The following is a 14,855-nucleotide window of genomic DNA, read 5'->3' as shown; positions in this document are numbered from 1 at the left end:
GTATTCACTTCCTCGTTATTCTCCTTTCAGGCAGCTTGAATACTGATTTGCCATCTGGCTCAGGAATTGCGGATAACTCTCTTTACCCAGCTTAATTCCGATTCCAAGTGGATCCAGGGTTCCCATGCGCACGGACGTCCCCCTGGCAACAGCTTCTATAACCGCTGGCCTGAACTGTGGCTCAGCAAAAACGCAAGTTGCTTTTTGCTCAACCAGCTGTGTTCTGATTTCGTGTAAACGCTGCGCACCAGGCTGGATTTCAGGGTTGACAGTAAAATGACCTAAGGAGGTCAAACCGTAGTGTTTTTCAAAGTAGCCGTAGGCGTCATGAAAAACGAAATACCCCTTCCCTTTCAGCGGTGCCAGCTCGGTCCCAACCTGCTTGTCGGTTGCGGCTAATTTTGCCTCAAAATCCTTCAGGTTGGCGTCAAGTTTGGCTCGACTCTGCGGCATAAGTTCCAATAATTTATCGTGGATTGCAACCGCCGAAAGGCGCGCTATCTCTGGGGAAAGCCATAGATGCATGTTATAGATGCCGTGATGGTGATCGTCGTCACTATTTTCCCCGGCGCCATGATCGTGACCGTGATGGTCATCGTCGTCGTCGACGCCTTTCATGAGTAACGGTTTCACGCCGTCAAGCTCGGCAATCGTCACCTTTTTGTTCGGCGCAATGCTTTGCGTTGACTTATCCATAAACGCCTCCATCTCTGGACCAATCCAGACCACTAAGTCTGCGTTCTGTAAGCGTTTTGCATCCGATGGACGCAGTGAATAATCATGCTCCGATGCCCCGTCAGGCAGCAGTACCTGGGTCTCTGTTACCCCATCAGCAATGGCTGATGCTATAAAGCCCAGCGGTTTAAGCGAGGTGACGACCGCGGCGCTTGCCAGCGGTGCATGAGCGAACAAAAAAGCGGCGCTAAGTCCAGCGCAAAGAAGCGTATTTTTATGTAACATAATGCGTCTAATCATCGTAATGAATGAGAAAGATGTGATATTATAACATTCACTGGCTTGTGCAACCTCTAATTTGATATGACAAATCTTGTAACTCTGGAAAACGTCGCGGTCGTCTATGGCCAAAGGCGCGTGCTGTCTGACATTTCGCTCACGCTTAAGCCGGGCAAAATTTTAACTCTGCTGGGCCCCAACGGCGCCGGTAAATCGACCCTCGTCAGAGTCGTTCTTGGGCTGGTAGCACCTACAGAAGGGGTTATCAAACGCGAGGGACATCTGCGGATAGGCTATGTCCCGCAAAAGCTGCACCTTGATGCCACGATGCCGCTCACCGTCAGCCGCTTTATGCTGTTGCGGCCGGGAACGCACAAGCGCGACATACTGCCGGCGCTGAAGCGCGTGCAGGCCGGTCATCTGATTGACGCGCCTATGCAAAAGCTTTCTGGCGGCGAGACTCAGCGGGTACTTCTGGCGCGCGCGCTGCTCAATCAACCGCAGCTGCTGGTGCTCGACGAGCCAACGCAGGGCGTTGACGTGAATGGTCAGGTGGCGCTGTACGATCTGATTAATCAGCTGCGCCAGGAGCTTGATTGTGCCGTGCTGATGGTTTCCCACGACCTGCACCTGGTGATGGCGAAAACCGATGAAGTACTGTGTCTCAATCAGCATATCTGCTGCTCCGGCGCGCCGGAAGTGGTCTCCATGCATCCGGAATTTATCTCAATGTTCGGCCAGCGCGGCGCGGAACAGCTGGGTATTTATCGCCATCATCATAATCACCGCCACGACCTGCAGGGGCGGATTGTACTGCGTCGGGGAAATGACCGTTAATGATTGAATTACTGCTCCCCGGCTGGCTGGCCGGGATGATGCTCGCCTGTGCGGCGGGTCCGCTGGGGTCGTTTGTCGTCTGGCGCCGCATGTCCTACTTTGGCGATACCCTGGCCCATGCCTCTCTGCTCGGCGTCGCTTTTGGTTTGCTGCTGAACGTTAATCCTTTTTATGCGGTCATCGTGGTGACGTTGCTGCTGGCGGGCGGGCTGGTATGGCTGGAAAAACGTCCTCATCTGGCGGTAGATACGCTACTCGGTATCATGGCCCACAGCGCGCTGTCTTTGGGCCTGGTGGTAGTCAGTCTGATGTCGAACGTGCGCGTCGATCTGATGGCCTATCTGTTTGGCGACCTGTTGGCGGTTACACCGGAGGATTTAATATCCATCGCGATTGGCGTAGCGATCGTGCTGGCGATCCTGCTCTGGCAGTGGCGTAATCTGCTATCGATGACCATTAGTCCGGATCTGGCCTTCGTTGACGGCGTTAAGCTACAAAGGGTTAAACTGCTGTTGATGCTGGTCACCGCGCTGACCATCGGCGTGGCGATGAAGTTCGTCGGGGCGCTGATCATTACGTCTTTGCTGATTATTCCCGCAGCCACGGCGCGTCGCTTTGCCCGTACGCCGGAGCAAATGGCGGGTATTGCGGTAGGAATGGGGATGATTGCCGTCACCGGCGGACTGACCTTTTCAGCGTTTTACGACACGCCAGCCGGGCCTTCCGTGGTGCTGTGCGCTGCGGTGCTGTTTATCATCAGCATGAGCAAGAAGCGGGCCGCCTGACGCTTATGCGCCCGCCTCAACCGCCATCAAAACTCGGCAGATTGCTATGGGGTCACAGCTGTCTGCGGACTTTGTCGCCCGGCTGAGGCGTTCACGCCGCAAGCCGGGTCATCAACCGCAATACCCCTCCAACAATTTCCCCGGCTTGCGCTGCGCTTAGCCGGGCTACCGACCCTTGCGGTCTGTTGTTTTAAACACCGACAAGGATTAAGGCATTTCAGGCGGCGTAATGCCAAAGTGGGTCCAGGCCCGTACCGTCGCCATACGTCCGCGCGGGGTGCGTTGTAGAAAACCTTGCTGAATCAGATACGGTTCCAGCACGTCCTCGATGGTTTCACGCTCTTCACCTATTGCCGCCGCCAGGTTATCCAGCCCAACCGGCCCGCCAAAGAATTTATCGATGACCGCCAGCAGCAGCTTACGGTCCATATAGTCAAATCCTTCGGCATCCACGTTGAGCATATCCAGCGCCTGAGCGGCAATATCCTCTGAGATACGTCCATCGTAGCGGACTTCGGCAAAATCGCGCACCCTGCGCAGCAGGCGGTTAGCGATTCGCGGCGTACCGCGCGCGCGACGTGCAACTTCCAGCGCTCCCTCTTCGCTCATCTCCAGCCCCATATAGCGGGCGCTGCGGCTGACGATATGCTGCAGGTCAGGGATCTGGTAGAACTCCAGGCGCTGGACGATACCGAAGCGGTCGCGCAGCGGCGAAGTCAGCGAGCCGGCGCGAGTGGTCGCGCCAATCAGGGTAAACGGCGGAAGATCGATTTTGATTGAACGCGCCGCAGGCCCTTCACCAATCATGATATCCAGCTGGTAATCTTCCATTGCCGGATACAGGACTTCTTCGACAACCGGTGAAAGGCGATGAATCTCGTCGATAAACAGAACGTCGTGTGGTTCAAGGTTGGTCAACATCGCCGCCAGATCGCCCGCTTTCTCCAGCACCGGGCCGGAGGTCGTGCGCAGGTTAACGCCCATTTCGTTAGCGACGATGTTCGCCAGCGTGGTTTTTCCCAGCCCTGGAGGACCAAAAATCAGCAGGTGATCGAGCGCGTCGCCGCGCAGTTTCGCCGCCTGGATAAAGATCTCCATTTGCGAACGGACGTGCGGCTGGCCTACATACTCTTCCAGCAGTTTGGGGCGGATTGCGCGGTCCGCCGCCTCTTCAAAGCCGCTGCTGTCTGCCGATACCAGCCTGTCTGCTTCTATCATCCCTTACCTCACAACGCGGCGCGGAGCGCTTCGCGAATTAGCGTTTCACTGTTGGCATCCGGACGCACGATTTTGCTGACCATCCGGCTGGCTTCCTGAGGTTTATAGCCCAGCGCCACCAGCGCAGCAACCGCTTCCTGTTCAGCATCATCGTCAGACGGCCCGGCCGGCGACGTCAGAACCAGATCGGCTGCCGGAGTGAACAGATCGCCATGCAGTCCTTTGAAGCGGTCTTTCATCTCGACAATCAGGCGTTCCGCGGTTTTCTTACCGATCCCCGGCAGTTTGACCAGCGCCGCCAGCTCTTCACGCTCAACGGCATTGACAAACTGCTGCGCGGACATGCCGGAAAGGATTGCCAGCGCCAGTTTTGGACCGACGCCGTTAGTTTTAATCAGCTCTTTAAACAGCGTGCGCTCCTGCTTATTGTTAAAGCCATACAGCAGCTGCGCATCTTCACGAACGATAAAGTGGGTGAAAATGATCGCCTCTTTGCCCACGTCCGGCAGCTCATAGAAGCAGGTCATCGGCAGATGAACCTCATAGCCTACGCCTCCCGTTTCGAGTAAAACCAGCGGGGGTTGTTTTTCGAGAATAATGCCTCTGAGTCTGCCTATCACATGGAGCTCCTGGATTAAGGGCCGAAAGTCTAATGCGGTATCATAAAAAAAGGCTGGATAGATATCCAGATGAAAAACACGTAATTCCCGTACATCGGTGGGGCGCGAGCCTGGCTTGCGCTTTTATGCGCTCTTTTTACCCCGTACAAGGTAGATGATGTAGTGAATGACGCGTCTTTGACGACCCGACCCAACGACTTTCTGATGGTGGAAAGTTTCGCTTATTCGATAACCGCTGTTGATGAACTTTAGCGCTTCTTGTTCATCCGGGGTTTCCAGCATCAGCCTGTGCCTGCGGTGATAAATCCGATAAAGCGTCTGCGCAGGCCACTGACGAGAAATAGCGTAACGCTTACGGTATAAAAATAGCGTCAAAGTAATAAAAGCCACGATAACCCAGATTGCTATCAGACCCGGGAGCCGGCTGACGTTAAAAAAGAGAGCGTCACATGGTTTGGCAATAGCGGGTTTTCCCTGCACGATATTCATACAAAGTCTGTCTGCGGGCGGAGACCAGGCCTTTGCAACGTGATAGCGGTAGGAGTGACCGCCTGACAGCCAGGTAATATCATACTCAAAGAGCGCGGAACAATCTTCGCGTCCGCGAAATGTGGTGCAGGCGTCGGCCAGGCGCCGCTCTGCGCTGCTGACAGTGCGGGTATTGACGACTGTGCCGAAAACCGTCGAACTCTGATGGTAATACTGATATTCGGTCAGTAAATAATATCCACTGACGATAATTAGCAGCATAAAAAAGAGAGATTTCACCACCCGGATTTTCATCATTCAACTGACTATCCAACGCTATGCCGAATAATCTGCATCCTTACTCTTTTTAGTTAACGATGTCAGTGAGGAAAGTAAAACGCCCCGGGCAACAAGCGCCGGGGCGGTGTAGATTAGCGGAGGCGTCCGCGCGCCAGGTTCAGGCGACTTTCACTGATCTGAGCTACGTTCTGGCTGACGTGGCAATGAGTGATGGCGATAGCTAAAGCATCCGCCGCATCCGCCTGTGGGTTGGCCGGAAGCTTGAGCAACGTGCGCACCATATGCTGCACCTGGCTCTTTTCCGCGCTGCCAATCCCGACAACGGTCTGCTTCACCTGCCTGGCGGCGTACTCAAAGACCGGCAGGTCCTGATTCGTCGCCGCGACGATGGCCACTCCGCGCGCCTGGCCGAGCTTCAGCGCCGAGTCGGCGTTTTTGGCCATAAAAACTTGTTCGATGGCGAAGTAGTCCGGCTGGAACTGGGTGATAATTTCCGTAACACCGGCATAGATAAGCTTCAGGCGGGACGGTAAATCATCCACTTTCGTGCGTATACAGCCGCTGCCGAGGTAGCTCAGCTGGCGTCCAACCTGACGGATAACGCCATAACCAGTGACGCGCGACCCCGGGTCAATACCGAGAATAATAGCCATCACGCGCCCCCGGTCATAACTAACTCGTGAGACCCTAACGATTTCAGTTCACAGCCAGGCGACCACGCAGCGCATCCCCGGGAGCGTAGATTCACTACGTGACCGGGGTAAGCGAGGAGCGCCAACACCGCTGTGGGCTGAAAGTGTACGGGTATCACAGGGTTGCGGCGACCTCATCAGAGATCTCGCCGTTATGATAGACTTCCTGCACGTCGTCGCAATCTTCCAGCATATCGATCAGACGCAGCAGTTTCGGCGCAGTTTCCGCGTCCATATCCGCTTTGGTTGACGGGATCATGGAGACTTCAGCGGCGTCCGCTTTCAGACCGGCAGCTTCCAGCGCATCGCGTACCGCACCCATCTCTTCCCAGGCGGTGTAGACGTCAATTGCGCCGTCGTCATAGGTCACCACGTCTTCCGCGCCCGCTTCCAGCGCTGCTTCCATGATCGCATCTTCATCGCCTTGCTCGAAGGAGATGACGCCTTTTTTGCTGAACAGGTAGGAAACGGAGCCGTCGGTGCCCAGGTTACCGCCGGTTTTGCTGAACGCGTGACGTACTTCAGCAACGGTACGGTTGCGGTTGTCGGACAGACATTCAACCATTACCGCCGTACCGCCAGGACCGTAACCTTCATAAATGATGGTTTCCATGTTCGCATCATCATCGCCGCCGACGCCGCGGGCAATAGCGCGGTTCAGGGTGTCACGGGTCATGTTGTTGCTCAGCGCTTTGTCGATCGCTGCGCGCAGACGCGGGTTTGAGCCCGCATCGCCGCCGCCAAGACGGGCCGCGGTGACCAGCTCGCGAATAATTTTCGTAAAGATCTTACCGCGTTTGGCATCCTGTGCCGCTTTGCGGTGTTTGGTGTTGGCCCATTTACTATGACCTGCCATAAAATAATATCTCCAAAAAAGCCTTTTCCCGGCGCCTTTTAGCTCTCAGGAGCACTGGCTGCGTTGTTTCACACCCATTACCTACGCAAGTAAGCTCCGGGTGATATCCCAACTGGCCGCCTTCCTGATAACTAAAATTCTGGGGGAAATTAGTTGGCGTTAATTACAAATTCTTCAATCGCCTGCCGGTTGCTCCAGGACTTGGTCAACGTGGCGGCTTCCGTCGCATCAACCCAGCGATAGTCCAGATGTTCCGTAAAGACAATCTGGCGTTCATGGGGGAGCGCAAGACGGAACCAAAACTCCGTATTGCGCTCAACGCCCGGCGCATAGCGATGACGTAAATGAGAAAATATCTCGAACTCTACCGTTCGCTGACAATCAACCAAAGCCAGCTGCTCGCAGGCAACGTCAATGGCGACCTCTTCCATTACTTCACGCGCGGCAGCTTGCGGCGCGGTTTCCCCCTCCTCCAGGCTGCCGGTAACCGACTGCCAGAAGGCGGGATCGTCGCGACGCTGCAACATCAGCACCCGCTTCGTATCTTCGGCATAAATCACCACCAGAACGGAAACGGGGAGCTTGAATGACATCTTACTTATTCTCCGGAGACTCTTTTGCCTCTTTCGCCACCACCTGAATACCGAGCTCGCTCAGCGATGCAGGATTTGCAAAGCTCGGGGCTTCGGTCATCAGGCAGGCCGCCGCCGTCGTTTTCGGGAAGGCGATAACGTCACGGATATTATCGGTGCCGGTCAGCAGCATGGTCAAACGGTCAAGGCCAAAAGCCAGACCCGCATGCGGTGGAGTACCGTATTTTAGCGCATCCAGCAGGAAGCCAAACTTCTCGCGCTGCTCCTGCTCGTTAATTCCCAGAATACCGAATACGGTCTGCTGCATCTCACCGCTGTGAATACGCACGGAACCGCCGCCAACTTCATAGCCGTTAATTACCATGTCGTAAGCGTTAGCTACCGCATCTTCCGGCGCGGCTTTTAGCTCTGCGGCGGTCATATCTTTCGGCGAGGTAAACGGATGGTGCATCGCGGTCAGGCCGCCTTCTCCGTCGTCTTCAAACATCGGGAAGTCGATCACCCACAGCGGCGCCCATTTCTCTTCATCGGTCAGGTTCAGATCTTTACCCAGCTTCAGACGCAGCGCGCCCAGCGCATCGGCAACCACTTTTTTGTTATCCGCGCCGAAGAAGATCATATCGCCATCCTGCGCGCCGGTGCGCTCAAGGATCGCTTCAACGATGTCGGCGTTGAGGAATTTAGCCACCGGGCTGTTGATACCTTCAAGGCCTTTAGCCCGTTCGTTGACTTTAATGTATGCCAGACCTTTGGCACCGTAGATTTGGACAAACTTACCGTATTCGTCGATTTGCTTACGGCTCAGCGCAGCGCCGCCAGGCACGCGCAGCGCGGCAACGCGGCCTTTGGCGTCGTTAGCCGGGCCCGCAAAGACGGCGAATTCCACCGCTTTCACCAGATCGGCGACGTCCACCAGCTCCATCGGGTTACGCAGGTCCGGTTTGTCAGAACCATAGCGGCGCTCGGCTTCGGCAAAGGTCATGATCGGAAAATCACCCAGATCCACGCCCTTCACTTCCTGCCACAGATTACGCACCAGCGCTTCCATCACTTCGCGCACCTGCGGGGCAGTCATAAAGGAAGTCTCGACGTCGATCTGGGTGAATTCCGGCTGGCGGTCAGCGCGCAGATCTTCGTCGCGGAAGCATTTAACAATCTGATAGTAGCGGTCAAAACCGGACATCATCAGCAGCTGTTTAAACAGCTGCGGAGACTGCGGGAGCGCGTAGAATTTGCCTTTATGCACACGAGAAGGCACGAGATAGTCGCGCGCGCCTTCCGGGGTCGCTTTGGTCAGCATCGGGGTTTCGATATCGAGGAAACCGTGGTCGTCCATAAAACGGCGAACGAGGCTGGTAATCTTCGCGCGGGTTTTCAGGCGCTGCGCCATTTCCGGACGACGCAGGTCCAGGTAACGGTATTTCAGACGCGCTTCTTCGGTGTTGACGTGGTTGGAATCCAGCGGCAGCGCTTCAGCACGGTTGATGATCGTCAGGTCGGTTGCCAGCACTTCAATGGCGCCGGTGGCCATATCATTATTGACGTTCTTTTCGTCACGCGCGCGCACGGTACCGGTGACCTGAATGCAGAACTCATTACGCAGTTCGGAGGCCAGCTTTAATGCATCCGCGCGATCCGGATCGAAAAACACCTGCACGATGCCTTCGCGGTCGCGCATATCAATAAAGATAAGGCTACCAAGATCACGACGACGGTTGACCCAACCACACAGAGTCACTTGCTGCCCTACGTGGGACAGACCGAGCTGTCCGCAATATTCTGTACGCATGAGATATCCCTTAACTTAGCCGCAGGCGGATTGTTGCCTGCCTTGCAGGCGACGAGGTCGCAGCTTTAGCTGATGTCACTACTGAATGAAAAAAGGCGGCTATTATACTGGAAATTATGCCGCACGATAAGCCCGGCGCAGCGCGCAGCGTTGCTTTGCTGTGCGCTTAGTGCCTGCACTCACAAAAATTAACAAAAATTGTTACCCTTGGGCAGAATCGGCAACGGTATTGTAGCGACCTGACCACCTGGAGAAGATACGGGGATATTATGTTAGAACTCAATGCAAAAAACACCGCGCTGGTCATTATTGACCTGCAGGAAGGTATTTTACCGTTTGCCGGCGGCCCTCATCGCGCTGATGAAGTGGTTGAGCGGGCCGCGAAGCTGGCGAAAAAGTGTCGCCAGCAGGGCTCCCCCGTAGTGATGGTTCGCGTCGGCTGGTCAGCGGATTTCGCCGAAGCGCTGAAACAGCCGGTCGATGCCGAGGCTGGCGCCCATACGCTACCGGAAAACTGGTGGACCTACCCGCTCGCGCTGGAAAAACAGGAAAGCGATATCGAAGTTACTAAACGTCAGTGGGGCGCTTTTTACGGCACTGACCTCGAGCTGCAGCTTCGCCGTCGCGGCATCGACACCATCATTCTGTGCGGAATATCCACCAACATCGGCGTCGAATCCACGGCGCGCAACGCCTGGGAGCTGGGATTTAATCTGATTCTGGTTGAAGATGCCTGCAGCGCGGCGTCGGCCGAACAGCATCAGGGCAGCATGACGCACATCTTCCCGCGTATTGCTCGCGTGCGCAGTACCGAGGAGGTACTTGCCGCCTTATGATCTATATTGGGCTTCCCCAATGGGCGCACCCGAAGTGGGTGCGCCTGGGTATCACCAGCCTTGAAGAGTATGCCCGCCACTTTAATTGCGTGGAGGGCAACACCACCCTGTACGCGTTACCAAAAGCGGAGATTGTCAGCCGATGGTATGAACAGACCCACGACGATTTTCGCTTCTGCTTCAAGTTTCCGGCCACCATTTCGCACCAGGCGGCGCTGCGCAACTGCGACGACTTAAGCCAGGAGTTTTTTACTCGTCTGGCGCCGCTGTCTTCGCGCATCGGCCAATACTGGCTACAGCTGCCGGCGACGTTTGGCCCCCGAGACCTTCCCGCCCTCTGGCACTTTCTTGATAGTCTGCCGCGTGAATTCAGCTACGGCGTCGAAGTAAGGCATGCGGAATTTTTCGCCAAGGGGGAAGCGGAACAGCAGCTTAATCGCGGCTTGCATCAGCGAAACGTCAACCGCGTTATCCTCGATAGCCGTCCGGTTCACAGCGCCATCGCCCGCAGTCAGGCAATGATCGAAGCACAAAACAAAAAGCCCAAAGTCCCCGTCCATGCGCTGGTGACGGCCCGGCACCCGATGGTGCGCTTTATTGGCAGCGACGATATGGCGCAAAATCGCGAGCTTTTTAGCGTGTGGATAAGGACGCTGCCAAAATGGGTGCAAACCACAACACCCTACCTGTTCCTCCACACACCGGATATCGCCCAGGCTCCGCAGCTGGTCGACATCCTGTGGAGCGATCTGCGCGCCGCCCTACCGGAAATAGGTGATGCGCCGTCAATTCCGCAGCAAACCTCTCTTTTCTGATATCCTGCTATCCTCAACTGAGCCACCGGATGGAATAAAAGGGAGTTTTGAGTATGGTCAGCGCGCTGTATGCGGTTTTAGGTGCGTTATTGCTAATAAAGTTTTCTTACGATGTCGTACGCCTGAGGACGCAATATCGCGTTGGCTACGGCGACGGTGGTTTTAGCGAGCTGCAGGTTGCTATTCGCGTGCACGGCAACGCGGTGGAATACGTTCCCATTGGCCTGATTCTGCTGCTGTTTATGGAAATGAACGGCGCGCAAACCTGGATGGTCCACGTCTGCGGTATTTTGCTGATTGTCGGGCGCCTGATGCACTCTTATGGTTTCCATCATCGCCTGTATCGCTGGCGCCGCTCCGGCATGAGCGCGACGTGGTGTTCATTGTTGCTGATGGTGCTGGCGAACTTCTGGTATATGCCCTGGGAGTTGGTTTTCTCCGTCCGTTAGCGCACAATACGCCGTTTTCGATTTTTCGGGTTTAACATTATGTCTCACCGCGATACGCTTTTTTCCGCGCCGATTGCCAGTCTCGGCGACTGGACCTTTGATGAACGGGTTGCTGAAGTCTTCCCGGATATGATCCAGCGCTCTGTTCCCGGCTATTCCAACATTATTTCAATGATCGGCATGCTGGCGGAACGTTTCGTTCAGCCGGATACCCAGGTTTACGATCTCGGCTGCTCGCTTGGCGCAGCCACGCTGTCCGTGCGCCGCAACATTGCCCATGCCGGCTGTAAAATTATCGCCGTTGATAACTCACCGGCGATGGTCGAACGCTGCCGTCGCCATATTGACGCCTATAAAGCGCCGACGCCGGTCGAAGTTATTGAAGGCGATATCCGTCACGTCACTATCGAAAATGCTTCGATGGTGGTGCTGAATTTCACCATTCAGTTTCTCGAGCCGGGCGAACGCCAGGCCATTCTTGATAAGGTTTATCAGGGGCTGAATCCGGGCGGTGCGCTGGTGCTATCAGAAAAATTCAGCTTCGAGGATGACAACGTCGGCGAACTTCTGTTCAACATGCATCACGACTTCAAGCGCGCCAACGGCTACAGCGAGCTGGAAATCAGCCAGAAGCGCAGCATGCTGGAAAACGTCATGCTCACCGATTCCGTGGAAACCCACAAAGCCCGCCTGCGCAAGGCCGGTTTCGAACATGCCGAATTGTGGTTCCAGTGCTTTAACTTCGGATCGTTAATCGCCGTAAAATCCGGGGAACCGGCATGATTGATTTCAGCAACTTTTATCAATTGATTGCCAAAAGCCCGCTGTCACACTGGCTGGAGACGCTACCCGCTCAGGTCGCGGCCTGGCAACGTGAAGCGCTGCACGGCAAATACCGGGAGTGGGAACGGGCCGTCGAGTTTCTGCCCGAGTTTGCGCCCTACCGCCTCGACCTGCTGCATAGCGTCACCGCCGAGAGCGAAACGCCGCTCGGTGAAGGCCAGCGCCTGCGCCTTGAAAACCTGCTGAAGAATCTGATGCCCTGGCGTAAAGGGCCCTTCTCCCTTTACGGCGTGAATATCGATACCGAATGGCGTTCCGACTGGAAGTGGGAGCGCGTACTGCCGCACCTTTCCGACCTGACCGGACGGACTATTCTTGATGTCGGCTGCGGCAGCGGATATCACATGTGGCGGATGATTGGCGCCGGCGCTCATCTGGCGGTAGGCATCGATCCCACCCAACTGTTCCTTTGCCAGTTTGAAGCCGTACGTAAACTGCTGGGCAACGACCAGCGGGCGCATCTGCTGCCGCTGGGAATTGAACAGCTTCCGGCGCTGAACGCCTTTGATACCGTTTTTTCGATGGGCGTGCTGTACCATCGTCGTTCCCCGCTCGATCACCTTTGGCAGCTAAAAGATCAGCTGGTTCCCGGCGGCGAGCTGGTGCTGGAGACGCTGGTCGTTGAAGGCGACGAAAATACCGTGCTGGTGCCGGGCGATCGCTATGCGCAGATGCGCAACGTCTACTTTATTCCCTCTGCCGCCGCGCTGAAGCAGTGGCTGGAGAAGTGCGGATTTGTCGATGTACGCATCGTCGATGCGTGCGTGACCTCGACCGAAGAGCAGCGCCGCACCGAGTGGATGACCACCGAGTCGCTGGCCGACTTCCTCGATCCAGAGGACAGTAGCAAAACCCGCGAAGGCTATCCCGCCCCGCTGCGCGCGGTGATTATTGCCACCAAACCGGAAACGGAACAGTCTCTGGCAGCGAAAAAACGTGCCGACAAGCGGGCCGGTTGACGCGTTTTTAGCATAAAAAAAGGCCCCTGTTTAATGGGCAGGGGCCTGGTACGGGCAATCATCATATTGGGCGACATGATGTGCAGCAAAAAACGGTTTATCCCCGTCATACTTCAAGTTGCATGTGCGCTGGCTTTGTTACTCGGCTCATCCATGAGCCTCGCCCTTACGGGCCGCCGGGATACGGCGTTCAAATCTGTTCCAGACAGATTTGTCGCTCACCCCAGTCACTTACTTGAGTAAGCTCCTGGGGTTTCCCTGCGTCGCCGCCTTCTCGCAACTCGAATTATTTAGGGTTTTAATCTCTCTGTGCGGAAATAATCTTCTTCATTTCCGCTACCGCTTCGCCATTGACGGCGTAGCGTAAGTATTCATCAGCATCGGCATCCGTAGACATCGACAACCCGGGATTACGAAAGCGCATCGGGGACGGTAGCCACTGGCCTGCCGAGCTGTGGACCTCTTTTACCCCAGCCTGCAAAAACAGCGGCAGGTTGGCGGCACGCACTCCTGCGCCGGCCATAATAATAGGAGTGTCGCTTTGGGAAATAAGTTCCCTGATTAATGAAATTCCTTTTTCGGCTGATGGCTGCTGGCCCGAAGTCAGGATCCGCTGAACGCCGAGATCAGCCAGCTCAACGCTGGCCTGGCGCGGGTTGGCGCACATATCAAAGGCACGGTGAAAGGTGACGGCCATCATTCCCGCCGCCGCCATTATTTTTTTCATTCGCGCCCTATCTACCTGACCGTCGGCGTCCAGGATGCCGATCACCATGCCGGGAAAGCCGAGATCTCTCACCGCAGCCACATCATCAAGCATTGCGGCAAATTCGCCAGCGGTATAGCAAAAGTCACCGCCGCGCGGACGAATAATTGGATGAACGGGGATGGTCACCGACTCACGCACCGTTTTAAGGACGCCCGAGGAAGGCGTCAGCCCTCCCTCCTGCGGCGCGGCGCATAGCTCGATGCGGTCGGCGCCGCAGCGCTGGGCTTCCAGCGCGCACTCCATGCTGTAACAACAGACTTCCAGTAAGGTCATTCTTCTCTCCGTCGATATGGCAGACACGACAGAATGTCACGATTTCTTCCGACAGACGCCGCGTAGCTTCACACTGTTATCGTTCTGATTGTTCGCTGGCGACAATTTGCTCAATCGACCACGGGTGAAATTTGATCGTCACTTTGCCATCGGTAACCGCCAGAGTTGGATTCGGCAAGCGCTCATGCTCTCCTTTTGGCGCGCTGGTCTTTACAAAAATGCCCGGTTGGCTCAATCCATCATCGGAAAGCAGCGCCAGGGCGCGGGTATTGAGCGTTTCGGGCTCGCCAGGCAGAACGATTTCAATATGCTCCCAGCCTTCATGCGGATAGCGCTTTTCGCCCGGCCACGGCAGTTCAACAATGCTAAAACGCCAGTGCGCCACGATCGCTGGCTCATCCAGCCTGAACAGGCAGATGGGGCGGCCGTTAATGACATTTTCCGACAGCAGCGTGCCGCATTGCTCAAAGCCGCGACGCCAGCGCTCCGCCGTGGCGTTCTGGTGACAGCGCAGGGAAATATGGTCGGCATCAAGTGACGTAATATCGAGACCAAGCCGATGAGCAAGCGCGTTTAGCGCCTCGGTAAAGCGCGGCAGGTCCGCGGAAATATCGTTTAATTCATTAATCTGCTGCCAGTTCGCCATCGTAAGCCTCGGTATGCGCTAAAAAGCGCTAATCTATCGCGTTTTCCGCATCCGACCAACCGGCAATCGTCGGCGACGTCCGGCGAACGGTTATTCGTTGAGCGCGAGGCTCAGCAACCTCCGTGCGGTGCTGACGCGTGGGTGCAAATGCAG

The 14,855-nt window shown here is 55.8% G+C and carries 17 protein-coding genes; 7 read left to right on the top strand and 10 right to left on the bottom strand.

What is annotated here, in order from left to right:
• Positions 1-15: 15 nt before the first annotated feature.
• Positions 16-960 (bottom strand): zinc ABC transporter substrate-binding protein ZnuA, encoded by a 945-nt coding sequence (gene znuA / locus ABLV75_RS24230; RefSeq protein WP_016808309.1) that lies wholly within the window; start codon positions 958-960, stop codon positions 16-18.
• 78 nt (positions 961-1,038) lie between these two features.
• On the opposite strand from znuA, the gene znuC reads away from it, so the two are divergent.
• Both znuC and znuB read left to right on the top strand, forming a co-directional pair.
• Positions 1,039-1,791, top strand: a complete 753-nt coding sequence (znuC, locus tag ABLV75_RS24225; RefSeq protein WP_004103383.1) for a zinc ABC transporter ATP-binding protein ZnuC — start codon at positions 1,039-1,041, stop codon at positions 1,789-1,791.
• Positions 1,791-2,576 carry a zinc ABC transporter permease subunit ZnuB gene (znuB, locus tag ABLV75_RS24220; RefSeq protein WP_004103384.1) on the top strand — a complete coding sequence of 262 codons (786 nt, stop codon included), beginning with the start codon at positions 1,791-1,793 and terminating at the stop codon, positions 2,574-2,576. Before znuC ends, znuB begins: the two co-directional genes overlap by 1 nt.
• 207 nt (positions 2,577-2,783) lie before the next feature.
• On the opposite strand, the gene ruvB is transcribed toward znuB, so the two are convergent.
• From ruvB to aspS, 7 genes are all read right to left on the bottom strand, one after another.
• Positions 2,784-3,794, bottom strand: coding sequence for a Holliday junction branch migration DNA helicase RuvB (ruvB, locus tag ABLV75_RS24215; protein ID WP_004103386.1), 1,011 nt, complete (start codon positions 3,792-3,794; stop codon positions 2,784-2,786).
• Positions 3,795-3,802: 8 nt separating this feature from the next.
• Positions 3,803-4,414 (bottom strand): Holliday junction branch migration protein RuvA, encoded by a 612-nt coding sequence (gene ruvA / locus ABLV75_RS24210; RefSeq protein ID WP_004103390.1) that lies wholly within the window; start codon positions 4,412-4,414, stop codon positions 3,803-3,805.
• 123 nt (positions 4,415-4,537) lie between these two features.
• A complete protein-coding gene (locus ABLV75_RS24205; protein ID WP_004103392.1) occupies positions 4,538-5,200 on the bottom strand; it encodes a hypothetical protein in 663 nt (220 codons plus the stop codon).
• 113 nt (positions 5,201-5,313) lie between these two features.
• Complete coding sequence (ruvC, locus tag ABLV75_RS24200; RefSeq protein ID WP_004103394.1) at positions 5,314-5,835, bottom strand: crossover junction endodeoxyribonuclease RuvC; 522 nt, start codon at positions 5,833-5,835, stop codon at positions 5,314-5,316.
• Between the two features lie 154 nt (positions 5,836-5,989).
• On the bottom strand, positions 5,990-6,730 hold the full coding sequence (locus ABLV75_RS24195; protein WP_004103396.1) for a YebC/PmpR family DNA-binding transcriptional regulator: 741 nt from the start codon (positions 6,728-6,730) through the stop codon (positions 5,990-5,992).
• A gap of 149 nt (positions 6,731-6,879) precedes the next feature.
• Positions 6,880-7,323 carry a dihydroneopterin triphosphate diphosphatase gene (gene nudB / locus ABLV75_RS24190; RefSeq protein WP_004103398.1) on the bottom strand — a complete coding sequence of 148 codons (444 nt, stop codon included), beginning with the start codon at positions 7,321-7,323 and terminating at the stop codon, positions 6,880-6,882.
• Between the two features lies 1 nt (position 7,324).
• Entirely contained in the window at positions 7,325-9,112 is a 1,788-nt protein-coding gene (gene aspS / locus ABLV75_RS24185; protein WP_004103400.1) for an aspartate--tRNA ligase, read from the bottom strand.
• Positions 9,113-9,381: 269 nt separating this feature from the next.
• Here aspS and ABLV75_RS24180 point away from each other — a divergent pair, with 269 nt between their 5' ends.
• Genes ABLV75_RS24180 through cmoB form a run of 5 tightly spaced genes read left to right on the top strand, consistent with a single transcriptional unit; the run spans position 9,382 to position 13,014 of the window.
• Entirely contained in the window at positions 9,382-9,948 is a 567-nt protein-coding gene (locus ABLV75_RS24180; protein WP_004103401.1) for a hydrolase, read from the top strand.
• Positions 9,945-10,763, top strand: a complete 819-nt coding sequence (locus ABLV75_RS24175) for a DUF72 domain-containing protein (protein WP_004103402.1) — start codon at positions 9,945-9,947, stop codon at positions 10,761-10,763. Before ABLV75_RS24180 ends, ABLV75_RS24175 begins: the two co-directional genes overlap by 4 nt.
• 53 nt (positions 10,764-10,816) lie before the next feature.
• Entirely contained in the window at positions 10,817-11,212 is a 396-nt protein-coding gene (locus ABLV75_RS24170) for an MAPEG family protein (protein ID WP_004103403.1), read from the top strand.
• A 39-nt stretch (positions 11,213-11,251) separates the two neighbouring features.
• Complete coding sequence (cmoA, locus tag ABLV75_RS24165; RefSeq protein ID WP_004103405.1) at positions 11,252-11,995, top strand: carboxy-S-adenosyl-L-methionine synthase CmoA; 744 nt, start codon at positions 11,252-11,254, stop codon at positions 11,993-11,995.
• Complete coding sequence (gene cmoB / locus ABLV75_RS24160; RefSeq protein ID WP_016808312.1) at positions 11,992-13,014, top strand: tRNA 5-methoxyuridine(34)/uridine 5-oxyacetic acid(34) synthase CmoB; 1,023 nt, start codon at positions 11,992-11,994, stop codon at positions 13,012-13,014. Before cmoA ends, cmoB begins: the two co-directional genes overlap by 4 nt.
• Before the next feature lie 298 nt (positions 13,015-13,312).
• On the opposite strand, the gene cutC is transcribed toward cmoB, so the two are convergent.
• Together cutC and ABLV75_RS24150 are read right to left on the bottom strand one after the other, a co-directional pair.
• Positions 13,313-14,056: a copper homeostasis protein CutC gene (gene cutC, locus ABLV75_RS24155; protein ID WP_004103408.1), complete on the bottom strand. Its 744-nt coding sequence runs from the start codon at positions 14,054-14,056 to the stop codon at positions 13,313-13,315.
• A 76-nt stretch (positions 14,057-14,132) separates the two neighbouring features.
• A complete protein-coding gene (locus tag ABLV75_RS24150) occupies positions 14,133-14,702 on the bottom strand; it encodes a VOC family protein (RefSeq protein WP_004103409.1) in 570 nt (189 codons plus the stop codon).
• Between the last annotated feature and the right edge of the window lie 153 nt (positions 14,703-14,855).

The sequence above is a fragment of the Klebsiella sp. CN_Kp066 genome (assembly GCF_040065135.1).
Taxonomy (GTDB): Bacteria; Pseudomonadota; Gammaproteobacteria; order Enterobacterales; family Enterobacteriaceae; genus Klebsiella; species Klebsiella oxytoca.
Note: the sequence above shows the minus strand (reverse complement) of the source record. Positions and strands in the feature narration are given on the sequence as shown.

Coding starts and splice junctions, on each gene's coding strand:
- znuA (WP_016808309.1), bottom strand. CDS start 960: ATGTTACATAAAAATACGCTTCTTTGCGCTGGACTTAGCGCCGCTTTT.
- znuC (WP_004103383.1), top strand. CDS start 1,039: ATGACAAATCTTGTAACTCTGGAAAACGTCGCGGTCGTCTATGGCCAA.
- znuB (WP_004103384.1), top strand. CDS start 1,791: ATGATTGAATTACTGCTCCCCGGCTGGCTGGCCGGGATGATGCTCGCC.
- ruvB (WP_004103386.1), bottom strand. CDS start 3,794: ATGATAGAAGCAGACAGGCTGGTATCGGCAGACAGCAGCGGCTTTGAA.
- ABLV75_RS24205 (WP_004103392.1), bottom strand. CDS start 5,200: ATGATGAAAATCCGGGTGGTGAAATCTCTCTTTTTTATGCTGCTAATT.
- ruvC (WP_004103394.1), bottom strand. CDS start 5,835: ATGGCTATTATTCTCGGTATTGACCCGGGGTCGCGCGTCACTGGTTAT.
- ABLV75_RS24195 (WP_004103396.1), bottom strand. CDS start 6,730: ATGGCAGGTCATAGTAAATGGGCCAACACCAAACACCGCAAAGCGGCA.
- nudB (WP_004103398.1), bottom strand. CDS start 7,323: ATGTCATTCAAGCTCCCCGTTTCCGTTCTGGTGGTGATTTATGCCGAA.
- aspS (WP_004103400.1), bottom strand. CDS start 9,112: ATGCGTACAGAATATTGCGGACAGCTCGGTCTGTCCCACGTAGGGCAG.
- ABLV75_RS24180 (WP_004103401.1), top strand. CDS start 9,382: ATGTTAGAACTCAATGCAAAAAACACCGCGCTGGTCATTATTGACCTG.
- ABLV75_RS24175 (WP_004103402.1), top strand. CDS start 9,945: ATGATCTATATTGGGCTTCCCCAATGGGCGCACCCGAAGTGGGTGCGC.
- ABLV75_RS24170 (WP_004103403.1), top strand. CDS start 10,817: ATGGTCAGCGCGCTGTATGCGGTTTTAGGTGCGTTATTGCTAATAAAG.
- cmoA (WP_004103405.1), top strand. CDS start 11,252: ATGTCTCACCGCGATACGCTTTTTTCCGCGCCGATTGCCAGTCTCGGC.
- cmoB (WP_016808312.1), top strand. CDS start 11,992: ATGATTGATTTCAGCAACTTTTATCAATTGATTGCCAAAAGCCCGCTG.
- cutC (WP_004103408.1), bottom strand. CDS start 14,056: ATGACCTTACTGGAAGTCTGTTGTTACAGCATGGAGTGCGCGCTGGAA.
- ABLV75_RS24150 (WP_004103409.1), bottom strand. CDS start 14,702: ATGGCGAACTGGCAGCAGATTAATGAATTAAACGATATTTCCGCGGAC.